Here is a 14179-nt window from a genome sequence, read left to right as displayed (position 1 = left end):
TCACCCGGTCTGCGCCGGGCGTTCAATCTCAAATCAGGACTTGCGAATCACGTAGGGAGGGCAACGCACAGCGCTGTCCACCGCGGAACTCAGCAGGGGCTCTCAGCACCCTTGCGCGCATACCACCACCAGGTGGCGACGATGCAGGTCAGGTAGTAGGCGACGAACACATAGAGGGCGCCCTCGGCGCTGCCGGTCATGGCCAGCGAAGTGCCGAACGCCTTGGGAATGAAGAAGCCGCCGAAGGCGCCGATGGCGGCGGAGAAGCCGATCACCGCGGCCGATTCCATGCTCGCGCCCTTGGCTGCCTGGGCCTCGGTGAAGCCACCTTTTTTCAGGCGCGCGGCCCACTCGTTGCGGAAGATCACCGGGATCATGCGAAAGGTGCTGCCGTTGCCGATGCCGGCGAAGAAGAACAGCGCGATGAAGGAGCCGAGGAAGCCGAAGAAACTGCCTGCACCGTTGGCGCCGGGCAGGAAGCTGATCACCGCGAACACACCGGCGATCATTGCCGCGTAGTTCCACAGGGTGATGCGTGCACCGCCGAACTTGTCGGCCAGCCAGCCGCCCAGCGGCCGGCTCAGGGCGCCTACCAGCGGGCCGAGGAAGGCGTACTGCAGCGGGTTGATATCCGGGAACTGGGTCTTGCTGAGCATGGCGAAGCCGGCGGAGAAGCCGATGAACGAGCCGAAGGTGGCCACGTACAGCCAGCACATCAGCCAGTTGTGCTTGCGCTTGAAGATCACCGACTGATCGCGGAACGAGGCCTTGGCATCGGCGATGTCGTTCATGCCGAACCACGCGGCGACGGACACCACGGCGATGAAGGGCACCCAGATCCAGCCGGCGTTCTGCAACCACAGGCGGCTGCCATCGGAGAGGGTTTCCGGTTCGCCACCGAAGGCGCCGAACAGCCCGCCGGCCACGGCCAGCGGCACGGCGAACTGCATCACCGACACACCGAGGTTGCCCAGGCCGGCGTTCAGGCCCAGGGCGGTGCCCTGCTGGTTCTTCGGATAGAAGAAGCTGATGTTGGACATGCTGGAGGCGAAGTTGCCGCCGCCAAAGCCGCACAGCAGCGCGATGGTCGCGAACACCCAGTACGGCGTGGTCGGGTCCTGCACGGCGAAGCCCAGCCAGAGGCAGGGGATCAGCAGCGAGGCGGTGGACAGCGCGGTCCAGCGGCGGCCGCCGAAGATCGGCACCATGAAGGAGTAGAAGATGCGCAGCGTGGCGCCGGAGATCGACGGCAGCGCGGCGAGCAGGAACAGCTGGTCGTTGCTGAAGCTGAAGCCGGCGGCGTTCAGGCGCACGGTGACGGTGCTCCAGATCATCCACACGGCGAAGGCGAGCAGCAGTGCGGGAATCGAGATCCACAGATTGCGCGCGGCGATGCGCTTGCCGCTCTGCGCCCAGAACTCGGGGTCCTCGGGGCGCCAGTCGACCAGCAGCGGGCCTCTGGCGGCTTTGAGTTGGGGGTTGGCGATCATGCCCATGACGGCATTACCTCAGGAGTGACTGGAAGGAATGGGAGAGGCGTCGACGTCGGCCGCGCGGGCCTGGCCATCGAGGCGCTGTTGCTGCTTGATCGCGTAGTGCATCCAGACCATGCAGATCACGGTCAGGCCGAACAGCAACATGAAGCAGGAGGAACGCACGCCGATGTGGTCGGCGGCGTAGCCGAACAGGATGGGCAGGCAGAAGCCGCCGAGGCCGCCGATGACCCCGACCATGCCGCCGACAGTGCCCATGTTCTGCGGGTAGTAGTCGTGGATGATCCGGTACACGCTGGCCTTGCCGAAGCCCTGGGCGATGCCGACGACGAACACCAGGAAGGTGAACAGCCAGACGTTCAGGCCGATGCCGAGGCTGACGTCACCCTTGATGCCGTGGATGGTCATGGTGGTCGGCGGGTAGGAGAGGAAGAACAGGCAGACCAGGCAGATCCAGAACACGCCCCAGTTCACCGCACGGGCGCCGTAGTGGTCGCTGAACCAGCCGCCCAGGGCGCGGATCAGGCCCGACGGCAGGGTGAACAGCATGGTGATGAAGGAGGCGGTGCGCAGGTCCAGGCCGTACTCGGCGATGTAGTACTTGGGCAGCCACAGGGCCAGGGCGACGAAGCCGCCGAAGACGAAGAAGTAGTACAGGCCGAAGCGCCAGACGCGCAGTTCGCCCAACGGCGCCAGTTGCTTGGCCAGGGTCGGCCGCGCACGGTTGGCGTCGGCCTCGCTGCCGCGGGTGTGGGCAGGGTCGGTCCAGGTGCAGAACCAGAACAGCAGCGCGGTGACCAGCATGGCCACCGAGTAGATCTGCGGCACCATGCGCCAGCCGAAGGCGATCACGATCGTCGGTGCCACCAAGTTGGTGATCGCCGCACCGGCGTTGCCGGCACCGAAGATGCCCATGGCGGTGCCCTGGCGGTCCTTCTCGAACCACGAGGAGGTGTAGGCAATGCCCACCGCAAAGGAACCACCGGCCAGCCCGACGAACAGGCCCAGCACCAGGTAGTGCCAGTAGAGCGTGGCGAAGGCCAGCCCGTAGATCGGGATGGCCACCAGCAGCATGTGGATGAAGAACACGATGCGCCCGCCGAAGCGATCAGTGATCAACCCCAGCGGCAGGCGTACCAGCGAACCGGTAAGGATCGGCAACGCGACCATCAGGCCGAACTGGGCTTCGGACAACCCCAGCTCTTCCTTGATGCGGATACCGATGATCGAAAACATCGTCCAGACCGCGAAGTTCACGGCGAACGCCAGTGTGCTCATACCGAGCACGGAGTACTGTTTCTGACGGTGGGACAACATGGCTAAGCTCACTTCCTGACAGCCTTTGCCCGCACGTTAGGTAAGGACTCGCGTCCTTCTCTTGATCGTCATCAATGAGCGAAAGGGCGATTCGTGAGCAGATGCGCGCCGCTACTCCTTAGTGGGTATCTCTGAAACGAATATATAAGTCGTTGTTTTTAAAGGCATTTAACATGAATACGGCGTCCCAACCCGAGCCCTCCGCCAGCGACCGATTCTTTGTGGGTAGTCCCCCCGCCGGGCGCCCTTCCCTGCGCAAATCCATCGTCGTGCGCTTCGGCTGCTACCTCACCCTGCTGGTATCCCTGGCCCTGGCCGGTATGTTCAGCGCACTGCTGTTCGCCGACTATTCGCACCAGGATGCGGCGGTGATCAACCAGGCCGGCTCGTTGCGCATGCTCACCTACCGCCTGGCGCTGGACCCCTCGCCGATCAACCGCCAGGCCCTGCAGGCAACCCTCGCTGCACGCCTGGACAACGACGAGATCACCCGCCTGCTGCGCCGCTCGGATGCCGACGCGCCGATCCGCCAGCAGCACGCGCAACTGCGCAAGGAGCTGCAGAACCTCGACCTTTCCGAAGCACCGGCGCTGGCGACCCTCGACACCTTCGTCAGCCACATCGACGGCTTCGTCGGCACCCTGCAGAGCAATGCCGAATACCGCTCGCAGATGCTCAGCACGGTGCAGGGGCTGTGCCTGTTCCTCAGCCTGCTGGTGGTGTTCATCAGCCTCTATGACCTGAGCTACCACATGGTCGGCCCGCTGCGCGAACTCACCACGACAGCGCGTCGCCTGGGCGAGGGTGACCTCGATGCACGGGTCAGCAGCAGCGGCGAGGACGAGTTGAGCCAGCTGGGCGAGCGCTTCAACCAGATGGCCGAGGAACTCCAGGCCAGCTACCGCGAGCTCGAAGCACGGGTGGAAGAGAAGACCCGTGCCCTCTCCAACAGCCACCAGCGCCTGGAGCTGCTCTACGACAGCGCCCGCCGCCTGGGCCAGGACCCGTATGACGAGCGCTCCCTGCAACCGCTGCTGAACCAGCTGGAGCGCGTGCTGCAGGCCGGCAAGGTCACCCTGTGCCTGAACAAGGATGGCGTCGAGCGCGCCTATTCCTCGCTGACCACCGACGGCATCACCGGCAGCTTCTGCCTGCAGGGCAACTGCGGCGACTGCCGCGCCCAGGCCGACCATTGCGGCGAGCCAAGCCAGGGCATCAATCCGCTGCTGATGCAGCCCCTTTCCATTGGCGAACACCGCTTCGGCGAGCTGTTCATCGAGACCGCCAGCGGCCGCCTGGAAGACTGGCAGCAGCAATTCATCGAGGGCTTCTGCGACAACATCGCGCGCACCTTCGCGCTGTCCCTGCAGCAGGAACAGGAGAACCGCCTGGCCCTGTTCGCCGAGCGCAGCACCATCGCCCGCGAGCTGCACGATTCACTGGCGCAGTCGCTGTCCTACCTGAAGATCCAGGTCAGCCGCCTGGCCACCCTGCTCAAGCGCGATGTGCCGGCCGAGAAGATCGACGAGACCCTCGACGAACTGCGCGAAGGCCTCAACAGCGCCTACCGCCAGCTGCGCGAACTGCTCACCACCTTCCGCCTGAGCCTGGAGCAGTCGAGCCTGGAAGCAGCGCTGGTGAAGACCGTGGAAGAGTTCGCCGAGCGCGGCAACCTGGGCATCGAGCTCGACAACCGGCTGGCGCATATCCCGCTCAACCCCAACGAGGAAATCCACATCCTGCAGATCGTCCGCGAGGCGCTGTCGAACGTGGTTCGCCACGCCGGCGCCAGCCACGCGAAGGTGACGCTGGGCGAAGATGCGGATGAGCAGGTATGCATCACCGTGGATGATGACGGCGTCGGCTTTGACCCAGCGCAGAGCCGCAACGGGCACTACGGGCTTAGCATCATGCGTGAGCGCAGCCAGACCCTGGAAGCCAGCTTCAGCATCGCCCCGCGCGAGCCGCAGGGCACCCGCGTCAGCGTGCGTTTCACCCACAAACCCCTGTCGCAGTACCCGGAGACCCACCCATGACGGCCACCCCCACCGATGACCGCGCGCGCATCCTGCTCGTCGACGACCACCCGATGATGCGCAAGGGCGTGGTCCAGTTGCTGGAATTCGAGGACGACCTGGAAGTGGTGGGCGAAGCCGGCAGCGGCGAGGAAGCGCTGCGCATGGCGGCGGAGCTGGAACCGGACATGATCCTGCTCGATCTCAACATGAAGGGCATGACCGGCCTGGACACCCTGCGCGCCCTGCGCGAGAACGGCGAGGACGCGCGCATCGTGGTGTTCACCGTCTCCGATGACCGCAACGACGTGATCAACGTGCTGCGCGCCGGCGCCGACGGCTACCTGCTCAAGGACATGGAACCCGAGCGCCTGCTCGAACACATCCGCCAGGCCGCCACCGGCCAGCTCACCATCAGCCCGCAGTTGACCCAGGTACTGGCCCAGGCCCTGCGCGGCGATGACCGGCCCAAGGGCATCGAGGAGCTGACCGATCGCGAGCGGCAGATCCTGCGCCAGCTCGCCCACGGCTACAGCAACAAGATGATCGCGCGCAAACTCGACATCACCGAAGGCACGGTGAAGGTCCACGTGAAGCGAGTACTGCACAAGCTGGGCATGCGCTCGCGCGTGGAAGCGGCGGTGTGGGCGGTGGAGAACCATCTGGTCTGATCCCCCGCACTGGACGTGACCTTACCTGTAGGAGCGAGCTTGCTCGCGAACAGACTCCGCTGCGGGGCTGGTTCGCGAGCAAGGACTGGGCGTCCCCCTCGGTCCTACAAGGAAGCCTCTACCTCGCTGGTAGTAGTCCGCTCGCCGACTTGATTCAGATCATGTCGCGCCAGCCCACGGCGGCAGGACACTGCGGGACTCACCCAGGAGGTCCCCATGCCGCCCTCGCCGAACCTGCCTCTCGTATATTCCTGCTCCGGCTGCTCCAATCTTGCACAATTGGCCAACGACCTCGCCCTGCGCCTGGACCGTGACGGCCTGGCGGAAATGTCCTGCATCGCCGGCGTGGGTGGCGACGTACCGGCACTGGTGAAGAAAGCCTGCTCCGGCCGACCGATCATCGCCGTGGACGGCTGTCACCTGCACTGCGTGCAGAACTGCCTGGCGCGCCACGGAGTGAAGGCCAGGCACGAGATCACCCTGACCGAATATGGCCTGAAGAAACGCTACGGCCAGGACGCGCCGGTGCAGGATTTCGAGATGCTCTACGAGGAACTGCAGTTCCTCGTACGCACGCCGGCCTGAACCACCACTGCACAAGGCGAAAGAACGGACACCGACGTAGGATGGGTGGAGCGAAGCGATACCCATCGATTGGCGTGCCAGGACAGCATGGGTATCGCAAGCTCCACCCATCCTACGAAATGCCGGTCAGGCGTTTTCCTGCACCACCCGGCTGGCGCGGCGCATGGCGCTCCACAGCCAGGCTGGCAGGCTGTCCGGGTCGAGGCTGTCGATCAGGTTCTTCACCGCCAGCCCCAGCTCGGTATCGCCCTCGATCACCAGGCGGCGACGGAAGAACAGCGTGTCCGGGTCCTCCTGGCGGCCCGCCAGCAGCAGGAAGTCACGCCAGCTGCCACGGATGGTCACGCTGGGCACGCAGGCATCGGCGAAACGCAGGCCCTTGCAGTCGTGGGTGAAACTCCAGGCCAGGCCGAGATCGCTCACTTCCAGCCGCAGCCAGTGGCCGTCGAGGATATCGAAGGCACCGTCGGCCAGCGCCTCGGCAAACAGGCGATTGGCGGCACGCTGCAGCACCGCGCGCTGCAATCCCGACGGGACGCGCGCGGCCAGCGGCAGGAGTCGATCGGCGGCGCGCAAGGCGCCGGTTTCCAGAGTCAACACAGGTTCACCTCATCACTGCGCAGCATGCCCGGTCGGCCATGCCAGTATCCGTTGCATCCCTCCACCGCCAGCGGCGGCGTGGCACCCTTGCGCACACGGTCGAAGGCCTGCACGACGTCCACCATGCCCTCGGCTCGGGGGCTCAGGCGCAACAGATCGGCGCCGCAATCACGCAGCGAGGCGTAGTCCGCCAACAGGTTGCTGGACTCGCCAGACATCGTCTGGATGCCATTGAGGGTGAACAGCGGCGTGCCTTCCTGGCTGAGCATCGACATGCCTTCGGGGTAGTTCAGGCAGCAGAACTGGCAGTCGTCCTTGGGCCGGTTCTCCGCCCGCGCGGTGAAGCAGCGCGCCGAGTAGGCCAGCGGCAGGTGACCGTAGGCGAATATCTCGGTCTCCACATCATTGATGCCCAGCTCGCGCGCCTGCTCGATCACCGCGTGAATCTGCTCGCCGGAGCACTCCACCGGCGGCACCCAGCGGCGCAGGCCGGCAGCGCGCAGCTCCGCCAGCGTATGGCCGTTGTAGACATTCAGCGCCGGCCCGCCAACGAAGTCGACGCCCAGGCCGGAGAGAATCTGCACCGCGCCCATGTCGTTGGCCTCGACCTGCAGCTCGCCGTTGGCGCACAGCCGGCGCAGTGACGACAGCTCCGAAGCCGCCTCGATCAGCGCCAGCCCCGCGATGAGAATCTGCGCCCCGCTCTGCTGCTGAAGTTCGCGCCCAAGGCCGAGCCAGTCGTCCAGCGACAGCGCGCGGCGTTTGGAGCAGACCGTTTCGCCGATGGTGATGACGTCCAGCGGCTGCTCGACCATCTGCGCATAAAAATCCAGGAGTGTCCGGCGGTCCCAGTAGAACAGCACGGGGCCCAGGCTGAGTTTCATCACGACATCCTCACTGCCAGGAGCGATGGTAGGCGCCCAGGGTCGTCTGGTGGCCTTCGGAAAGCTTGTCCAGGGCGTCCTGCCACTGCGTCAGCGCGCGGTAGTTCTCCGGTGCGCGTTGCCACGCATCCAGCGCCTGGCGCCAGACGCGGGTGACCTGCTCGACATAGGCCGGGCTGCGTTGCCGGCCCTCGATCTTCACCGCCGCCACGCCGATCTCCGCCAACTGCGGGATCAGGTCGATGGTGTTCAGGCTGGTGGGCTCTTCCAGCGCATGGAAGCGCTCGCCATTGACCACGAAGCGGCCCTTGCACAGGGTCGGGTAGCCGGCCGGCTCATCCGGCGCGTAGCGGTCGATCAGTACGTCGTTGAGTCGCGAGGTCAGTCCTTCGGGTTCCTCGCTCCAGCGCACCGCCTTGGCCGGCGAACAGACGCCGCACAGATTCGGCGACTCGCCGGTGACATAGGACGACAGGTGGCATCGCCCCTCGGCCATGATGCACAGACTGCCGAAGGCGAAGACTTCGATGGGCACTGGGCTGTTTGCCGCCACCTGGCGCACCTGCGCCAGCGACAGCACGCGCGGCAGCACGGCGCGGCGGATGCCATAGCGCTCGTGGTAGAACGCCAGCGCCGCCACGTTGGTGGCCGAGCCCTGCACCGAGAGGTGCAGCGCAAGATTCGGATGGCGCCTGGCGGCATAGCCGAGCACCGCGCAGTCGGCGGCGATCAGCGCATCCACGCCCAGGTCGGCGGCGTGATCCACGGCGCGTTGCCAGCGTGCCCAGCCGGCCGCTCCAGGGTAGGTGTTGACCGCCACGTACATCTGCTTGCCGGCGCTGTGGATAAGCTCCACACCCTGGCGCAGTTGGCGGTCATCGAGGTTGAGGCCGGCAAAGTGCCGGGCATTGGTGTCATCGCGAAAGCCGACGTAGATGGCGTCGGCACCCTCGCGCAGGGCCGATTTCAAGGCGGGCAGACTCCCCGCCGGACAGACCAGTTGCATGCTTCCCCCGGGCAGTGCGGAGGCCGCCGGCCCCCGCCGGCAGCCGGGAACGGCGTCAGGCGCCGAGTTCGCTGAAAGACAGGAACGGCAGCGGCTCGCCAGCGTGCAGGGTGCGCCCGGCCTCCACCACCGCCAGGCCATCGGCCCAGCTCGCCGCGCGCAGCATGGCCGAGCCCTGCTGCGGGTGCAGGCAGATGTGCGCCACGCCGGTGGCATCGAGCTCCAGGCGCGCGCGCAGGTACTGGCGGCGCGAGTTGGCGGCGGGCCAGTCGAAGCCTGCCGGCAACGTCACCGGCAGCGTCCGCACATCGCTGCGTCCCTGGGCGCGCCAGAGGAAGGGGCGCGCGACGACCAGCGCGGTGACCAGCGCAGCGGCCGGGTTGCCGGGCAGACCGATCCACGGCTTGCCCGAAACACTGCCAAAGGCCAGTGGCTTGCCCGGCTGCATTTTCAACTTCCACAGGTGCAGCTCGCCCAGTTCGCGGATCGCCTGCTTGAGGTAGTCGCGGTCTCCCACGGATACGCCGCCGCTGGTGATCAGCACGTCCCATTCGGACGCGGCGAGGCTCAGCGCATCGCGGCTGGCCGCCAGGGTGTCGGCGAGCACGCCGTAGTCATGCACTTCGATGCCCCAGCCGCGCAGTAGCGCGCCGATGCTGAAGCGGTTGGCGTTGTAGATCTGCCCCGGCGCCAGCGGCTCGCCGGGCTCGCGCAGCTCGTCGCCGCTGCTCAGCAGGCAGACCCGCAACGGCCGGTAAACCGGGACGCGGTCCAGCCCGACGCTGGCCAGCAGGCCGATGTCCTGGGCGCGCAGTTTCTGTCCGGCACTGAGCAAGGCATCGCCTGCACGGAGCTCTTCGCCACGGCGACGCACATGGCTGCCATGGCCGACCACGGGTACCTGCAACCAGCCTCCATCGACCTCGCAGTCCTCCTGGGCGATCACGCTGTCGGCACCCGGCGGAAGCGGCGCGCCGGTGAAGATGCGCATGGCCTGGCCCGGTTGCAGCACAACGTCGGCGGCATCGCCCGCGGCGATGTAGCCGGCGATCTTCAGCCGCGCGCCGGCTTCACCCGTGTCAGCGCTGCGCAAGGCGTAGCCATCCATCGCGCTGTTGTCCCACAGGGGCAGGTCGATGGGTGAGCGGATGTCCTGCGCGAGTACGCGGCCCAGGGCGCTTTCCAGGTCGACCTGCACGGTCGGCGGCGCCTGGGGAACGAAGTCCATCAGCGCGGCGATGGCCTCATCCACCGGGCGCAGGCCGGCGCCGGAACAGCCGCAGGCGCTCACGAGCGGGTACCGCAGGCCAGCACCGGGTGCTCGGGCAGGCGCTTGAGATGGGGAACGAAATTGCAGGGCTTGGTGCGGCTGTCCAACTGCTGGACGAGGATCTTTTCCCAGGCCGTCAGGCAGGCGCCGGTGGAACCGGGCAGGCAGCAGATCAGCGTGCCGTTGGTGATGCCGGCGATGGCGCGGGACTGGATGGTGGAGGTACCGATCTCTTCGCGGGAAATCTGCCGGAACAGCTCACCGAAGCCGTCCACGGTACGTTCCAGCAGGGGAGCCACGGCCTGCGGGGTGTTGTCACGCAGGGTGAAGCCGGTGCCGCCGGTGATCAGGCCGACCTGGACCTTGGGATCGGCGATCCAGGCCGAGACCACGGCGCGAATCTGGTAGATGTCGTCGATCACCAGCCGACGCTCGGCGAGGGCATGGCCGGCGCGCTGCAGGGAGGTGACCAGGGCCTGGCCGGAGGTGTCGTTGTGCAGGCTGCGGGTATCGCTGACGGTGAGGACAGCGATCTCCAGCGGCTGGAATTCCGGGGTGCTGAGATGGCTCATGAGGGGCTCTCCGATTCGGAGCAAAAGGGCTGGCGCCAGCCTGCGCCCCTTCTCCCCTGCCGCCCATTCCTCCTAGGAGGTACTGCTCCGGCGCGTGCGGGGCAGCAGGAGCAGATACCTCAGCGATTGACCTGTAACGCGCCGGAAGCCATCGCGGACAAAGTCCGCTCCTACACAAAGGGAGACGCTGGGAGTCAATCTGTAGCAGCGGGCCATGCGCGCGATCACGGGAATGGCCCGCTCCTGCGATGGAGTTTCGGAGCTGAGCATGGATGTAGGAGCGGACTCCGTCCGCGATCGACCCACAGAGCTTCGAAAGCCGCAGCCAGCCGACTCAGTTCTTCCAGCGATCGGCAGCAGCCTGATCGCTGCAACGGCCTTCGACCCAGCGCGGGCCGTCGGTGGTGTCTTCCTTCTTCCAGAACGGCGCGCGGGTCTTGAGGTAGTCCATGACGAAGTTGCAGGCATCGAACGCTGCCTGGCGGTGGGCACTGGCGGCGCCGACGAAGACGATGGGTTCGCCCGGTTCCAGGCGGCCGATGCGGTGGAGGATTTCCAGGCGCAGCAGCGGCCAGCGCTGGTTGGCTTCTACCTCGATCTTGGCGAGGGCCTTTTCGGTCATGCCGGCATAGTGCTCGAGGAACATGCCGCCCACTTCGCGCCCTTCGTTGAAGTCGCGCACGTAGCCGACGAAGCCGACCACCGCGCCCACGCCGACATTGGCGGCGTGCATCGCATTGAGTTCGGCGCCCGGATCGAACGCCGCCGGCTGGACGCGGATCGCCATGGCCTCAGCCTCCGGTAACGGTGGGGAAGAACGCCACCTCGTCGCCATCGGCGAGGGGCTCATCCAGGGAGCACAGTTCCTGGTTGCGCGCGCACATCAGGTTCTGTTCGCCAAGCACGTCCCAGGCCCCGCCGCGCTCCAGCAGCAGGCGCCGCAGGTCGTCGAGGTTGGCCAGGGAGGCGTTCCAGTTCAGTTGCTCGCCATCCAGACCGAGGGCTTCACGGTAGCGGGCGAAGTACTGCACGCGGATCATGGGGTGTCTCCCGCTACGTTTTCTGTAGCCACGTAATGCCCGCTCTTGCCGCCGAGCTTCTCCAGCACGCGCACGCTTTCGATGGTCATGCCACGGTCCACGGCCTTGCACATGTCGTAGATGGTCAGCGCGGCGACGCTGGCAGCGGTCAGCGCTTCCATCTCCACGCCGGTCTGCCCGGCCAGCTTGCAGCGGGCGACGATGTGCACGGTGTCTTCACCCTCTGCGTTCAACTCGACCTTGACGCTGGTGAGCAGCAGCGGGTGGCACAGCGGGATCAGTTCATGGGTCTTCTTGGCTGCCTGGATGCCGGCAATGCGCGCCACGGCGAACACGTCGCCCTTGGGGTGGCCGCCGTCCTGGATCAGTTGCAGGGTCGCCGGGAGCATGCGCACCCGGGCTTCGGCCACGGCTTCACGGGACGTCACGGCTTTTTCGGTGACATCGACCATATTGGCGCGGCCCTGGGAATCGAGATGGGTCAGCACGGGTGGGCACTCTCCGGAGAATCAGGGGAACAGTTTAACCCCGACACGCGGGGCTGGCAGACCGGCGAGCGGCGCGTTGGGGGAAGGATTGTATACAAGAAGAGGTATGTGTGCGGTGAGAGTTCGAGTCTCTCCGTCCGCCCCATCTCATTACCGTATCCAGCTAAATGCTCACTTTCACGTTCTGCCCAACAGTCCCCTCTCCCTTCAGGGGGAGGGTTAGGGAGGGGGAAAGAGTTAGCTTCAACAGCGAAGCATTGCTGGACTCCGCCCCCCCTCTCCCCAGCCCTCTCCCTGAAGGGAGAGGGAGCGATCCGAGCACATTCGGATTTTCAGTTAGGCCGGAAGTTACCAGGCAAAGAAAAGGCCCGCCAAATGGCGGGCCCTGCTGAGTGAGTGGAAGTGGCTTACATGTGCGCTTCGGCGAACTCCGCCAGCACCGAGCGCGGCACCCCTTGCAGGGTCACGTGCACGCCGTGGGGGAAGTCCTTGAAGCGTTCGGTCAGGTAGGTCAGGCCGGAGCTGGTGGCCGACAGGTAGGGGGTGTCGATCTGCGCCAGGTTGCCCAGGCAGATCACCTTCGAACCATTGCCCGCACGGGTAATGATGGTCTTCATCTGGTGCGGCGTAAGGTTCTGGCACTCGTCGATCAGGATCAGGCTCTGCTGGAAACTGCGGCCGCGGATGTAGTTCAGCGATTTGAACTGCAGCGGCACCTTGCTGAGGATGTAGTCGACGCTGCCATGGGTGCACTCATCATCCGAATGCAGGGCTTCGAGGTTGTCGGTGATCGCGCCGAGCCAGGGCTCCATCTTCTCCGCCTCGGTGCCGGGCAGGAAGCCGATGTCCTCGTCCAGGCCCTGCACGCTGCGCGTCGCGATGATGCGCTTGTAGCGTTTGGTGACCATGGTCTGTTCGATGGCGGCGGCCAGGGCAAGGATGGTCTTGCCCGAGCCGGCGGCGCCGGACAGGTTGACCAGGTGGATGTCCGGGTCCAGCAGCGCGTACAGCGCCAGCGACTGGTACACATCGCGCGGACGCAGGCCCCAGGCTTCCTGGTGCAGCAGCGGTTCCTGGTGCAGGTCGAGGATGGTCAGCTCGTCCTGGTCGATACCCTTGATCCAGCCGACGAACCCCTGCTCATCGACGATGAACTCGTTGATGTGCACCGCCGGCAGGTTGTCGGTGAGCTGCACGCGGTGCCAGGTTCTCCCATGATCCTGGCGGGTCTCCACCTTGCTGACGCGGTCCCAGAACGATCCGCTCAGCGAGTGATAACCGCGTGACAGCATATTGATGTCGTCGACCAGTTGGTCGGTGTGGTAGTCCTCGGCGAAAACCCCGCAAGCGCGCGCCTTCAGGCGCATGTTGATGTCCTTGGTGACCAGCACTACGCGCTTGCTGCTATGGCGACTCTTCAGCTCCACCAGCTGGTTGATGATCTTGTTGTCGTTGAGGTGTTCGGGCAGCCAGGTGATCGGCTCGGCGCGCTTGCTCATGAGGATCGACAGGCTGCCACAGGGGCCGCTCTTGCCGCGCTGGATGGGCACGCCATCCTCGACCTGCTCGGGCGAGGCTTCGCCCAGTACCGAGTCGATCAGACGGATCGCCTGGCGACATTCCGCGGCCACGGTGTGTTTGCCGGTCTTGAGCTTGTCCAGTTCCTCCAGCACCGTCATCGGGATGGCGACGTGGTGCTCCTGGAAATTCAGCAAGGCGTTGGGATCGTGGATCAGGACGTTGGTGTCGAGGACGTACAGGGTGGGCTGGGTGGGGCGGGAGCGTCCGTGGTCATCCATACGCGGGTCACCTCTTGTGGGGGCGTTCGACGGAATGCCGCTACAGCGCTCCGCCGTGCTGCGAACCACCTGCTCTCGAAGCCTGGGATCAGGGCAGGAATCGAGAGAACTGCATGAAGAGGACGGGCCGGGCCGGGGCCGCCACCTGTCTGCAGGGTTCGGCGGTCTACGTCTCAACAAATACAGGAAAAAACATGACGATAAAAAGTCTTTTTCCTTCCTAAGAAGGTTTTTTTCGTCGTACGACGAAATACCTTGGCGAGGGCCTCGGACAGCGCTAGTTTTAGGGGTCCCACCTCCCGCGTTTCCCAGTCTTTCCCTCGACGGATCAGTCCCTTAGCCCAGCGCCCCGGCAGCTGGCGCCGCGCCAGGCCCAGCCTCTGCGCCCTGCGCCGTCCTCTATAGAGAAGCTAATCGTCCCCATAGGTGGAGCCAACGC

The 14179-nt window shown here is 65.7% G+C and carries 14 protein-coding genes; 3 read left to right on the top strand and 11 right to left on the bottom strand.

Annotated elements, in window-relative coordinates; translation table 11 throughout:
- Window positions 1–89 precede the first annotated feature (89 nt).
- Both G4G71_RS09050 and G4G71_RS09045 read right to left on the bottom strand, forming a co-directional pair.
- Window positions 90–1496 (bottom strand): NarK family nitrate/nitrite MFS transporter, encoded by a 1407-nt coding sequence (locus G4G71_RS09050; RefSeq protein ID WP_169936952.1) that lies wholly within the window; start codon window positions 1494–1496, stop codon window positions 90–92.
- A 12-nt stretch (window positions 1497–1508) separates the two neighbouring features.
- Window positions 1509–2810, bottom strand: a complete 1302-nt coding sequence (locus tag G4G71_RS09045; protein ID WP_169936950.1) for a nitrate/nitrite transporter — start codon at window positions 2808–2810, stop codon at window positions 1509–1511.
- A gap of 173 nt (window positions 2811–2983) precedes the next feature.
- Between G4G71_RS09045 and G4G71_RS09040 the strand changes: the two genes are divergently transcribed.
- From G4G71_RS09040 to G4G71_RS09030, 3 genes are all read left to right on the top strand, one after another.
- Window positions 2984–4846 carry a histidine kinase gene (locus G4G71_RS09040; protein WP_169936948.1) on the top strand — a complete coding sequence of 621 codons (1863 nt, stop codon included), beginning with the start codon at window positions 2984–2986 and terminating at the stop codon, window positions 4844–4846.
- Complete coding sequence (gene narL / locus G4G71_RS09035) at window positions 4843–5496, top strand: two-component system response regulator NarL (protein ID WP_169936946.1); 654 nt, start codon at window positions 4843–4845, stop codon at window positions 5494–5496. Before G4G71_RS09040 ends, narL begins: the two co-directional genes overlap by 4 nt.
- A 216-nt stretch (window positions 5497–5712) precedes the next feature.
- Window positions 5713–6081 carry a putative zinc-binding protein gene (locus G4G71_RS09030; protein WP_169936944.1) on the top strand — a complete coding sequence of 123 codons (369 nt, stop codon included), beginning with the start codon at window positions 5713–5715 and terminating at the stop codon, window positions 6079–6081.
- 126 nt (window positions 6082–6207) lie between these two features.
- On the opposite strand, the gene ubiT is transcribed toward G4G71_RS09030, so the two are convergent.
- The 9 genes from ubiT to G4G71_RS08985 form a co-directional block, all read right to left on the bottom strand.
- Window positions 6208–6681 carry a ubiquinone anaerobic biosynthesis accessory factor UbiT gene (ubiT, locus tag G4G71_RS09025; protein ID WP_169936942.1) on the bottom strand — a complete coding sequence of 158 codons (474 nt, stop codon included), beginning with the start codon at window positions 6679–6681 and terminating at the stop codon, window positions 6208–6210.
- The gene (locus tag G4G71_RS09020; RefSeq protein ID WP_169936940.1) at window positions 6675–7565 is read right to left on the bottom strand and encodes a U32 family peptidase; all 891 of its coding nucleotides are present in this window, start codon (window positions 7563–7565) and stop codon (window positions 6675–6677) included. The genes ubiT and G4G71_RS09020 overlap by 7 nt, the downstream gene beginning before the upstream one ends.
- Window positions 7566–7575: 10 nt before the next feature.
- On the bottom strand, window positions 7576–8571 hold the full coding sequence (gene ubiU / locus G4G71_RS09015) for a ubiquinone anaerobic biosynthesis protein UbiU (protein WP_138216134.1): 996 nt from the start codon (window positions 8569–8571) through the stop codon (window positions 7576–7578).
- A gap of 55 nt (window positions 8572–8626) precedes the next feature.
- On the bottom strand, window positions 8627–9862 hold the full coding sequence (locus G4G71_RS09010; RefSeq protein WP_169936938.1) for a molybdopterin molybdotransferase MoeA: 1236 nt from the start codon (window positions 9860–9862) through the stop codon (window positions 8627–8629).
- Complete coding sequence (gene moaB / locus G4G71_RS09005; RefSeq protein WP_169936936.1) at window positions 9859–10413, bottom strand: molybdenum cofactor biosynthesis protein B; 555 nt, start codon at window positions 10411–10413, stop codon at window positions 9859–9861. The genes G4G71_RS09010 and moaB overlap by 4 nt, the downstream gene beginning before the upstream one ends.
- A gap of 334 nt (window positions 10414–10747) precedes the next feature.
- Complete coding sequence (gene moaE, locus G4G71_RS09000) at window positions 10748–11200, bottom strand: molybdopterin synthase catalytic subunit MoaE (RefSeq protein WP_169936934.1); 453 nt, start codon at window positions 11198–11200, stop codon at window positions 10748–10750.
- 4 nt (window positions 11201–11204) lie between these two features.
- Window positions 11205–11453 (bottom strand): MoaD/ThiS family protein, encoded by a 249-nt coding sequence (locus G4G71_RS08995; protein WP_169936932.1) that lies wholly within the window; start codon window positions 11451–11453, stop codon window positions 11205–11207.
- Complete coding sequence (moaC, locus tag G4G71_RS08990) at window positions 11450–11941, bottom strand: cyclic pyranopterin monophosphate synthase MoaC (RefSeq protein WP_169936930.1); 492 nt, start codon at window positions 11939–11941, stop codon at window positions 11450–11452. The genes G4G71_RS08995 and moaC overlap by 4 nt, the downstream gene beginning before the upstream one ends.
- A gap of 407 nt (window positions 11942–12348) precedes the next feature.
- Window positions 12349–13740: a PhoH family protein gene (locus G4G71_RS08985; protein ID WP_169936928.1), complete on the bottom strand. Its 1392-nt coding sequence runs from the start codon at window positions 13738–13740 to the stop codon at window positions 12349–12351.
- Between the last annotated feature and the right edge of the window lie 439 nt (window positions 13741–14179).

The sequence above is a fragment of the Pseudomonas multiresinivorans genome, assembly GCF_012971725.1.
GTDB lineage: Bacteria > Pseudomonadota > Gammaproteobacteria > Pseudomonadales > Pseudomonadaceae > Pseudomonas > Pseudomonas multiresinivorans.
This window is presented reverse-complemented; position numbering and strand designations above follow the sequence as displayed.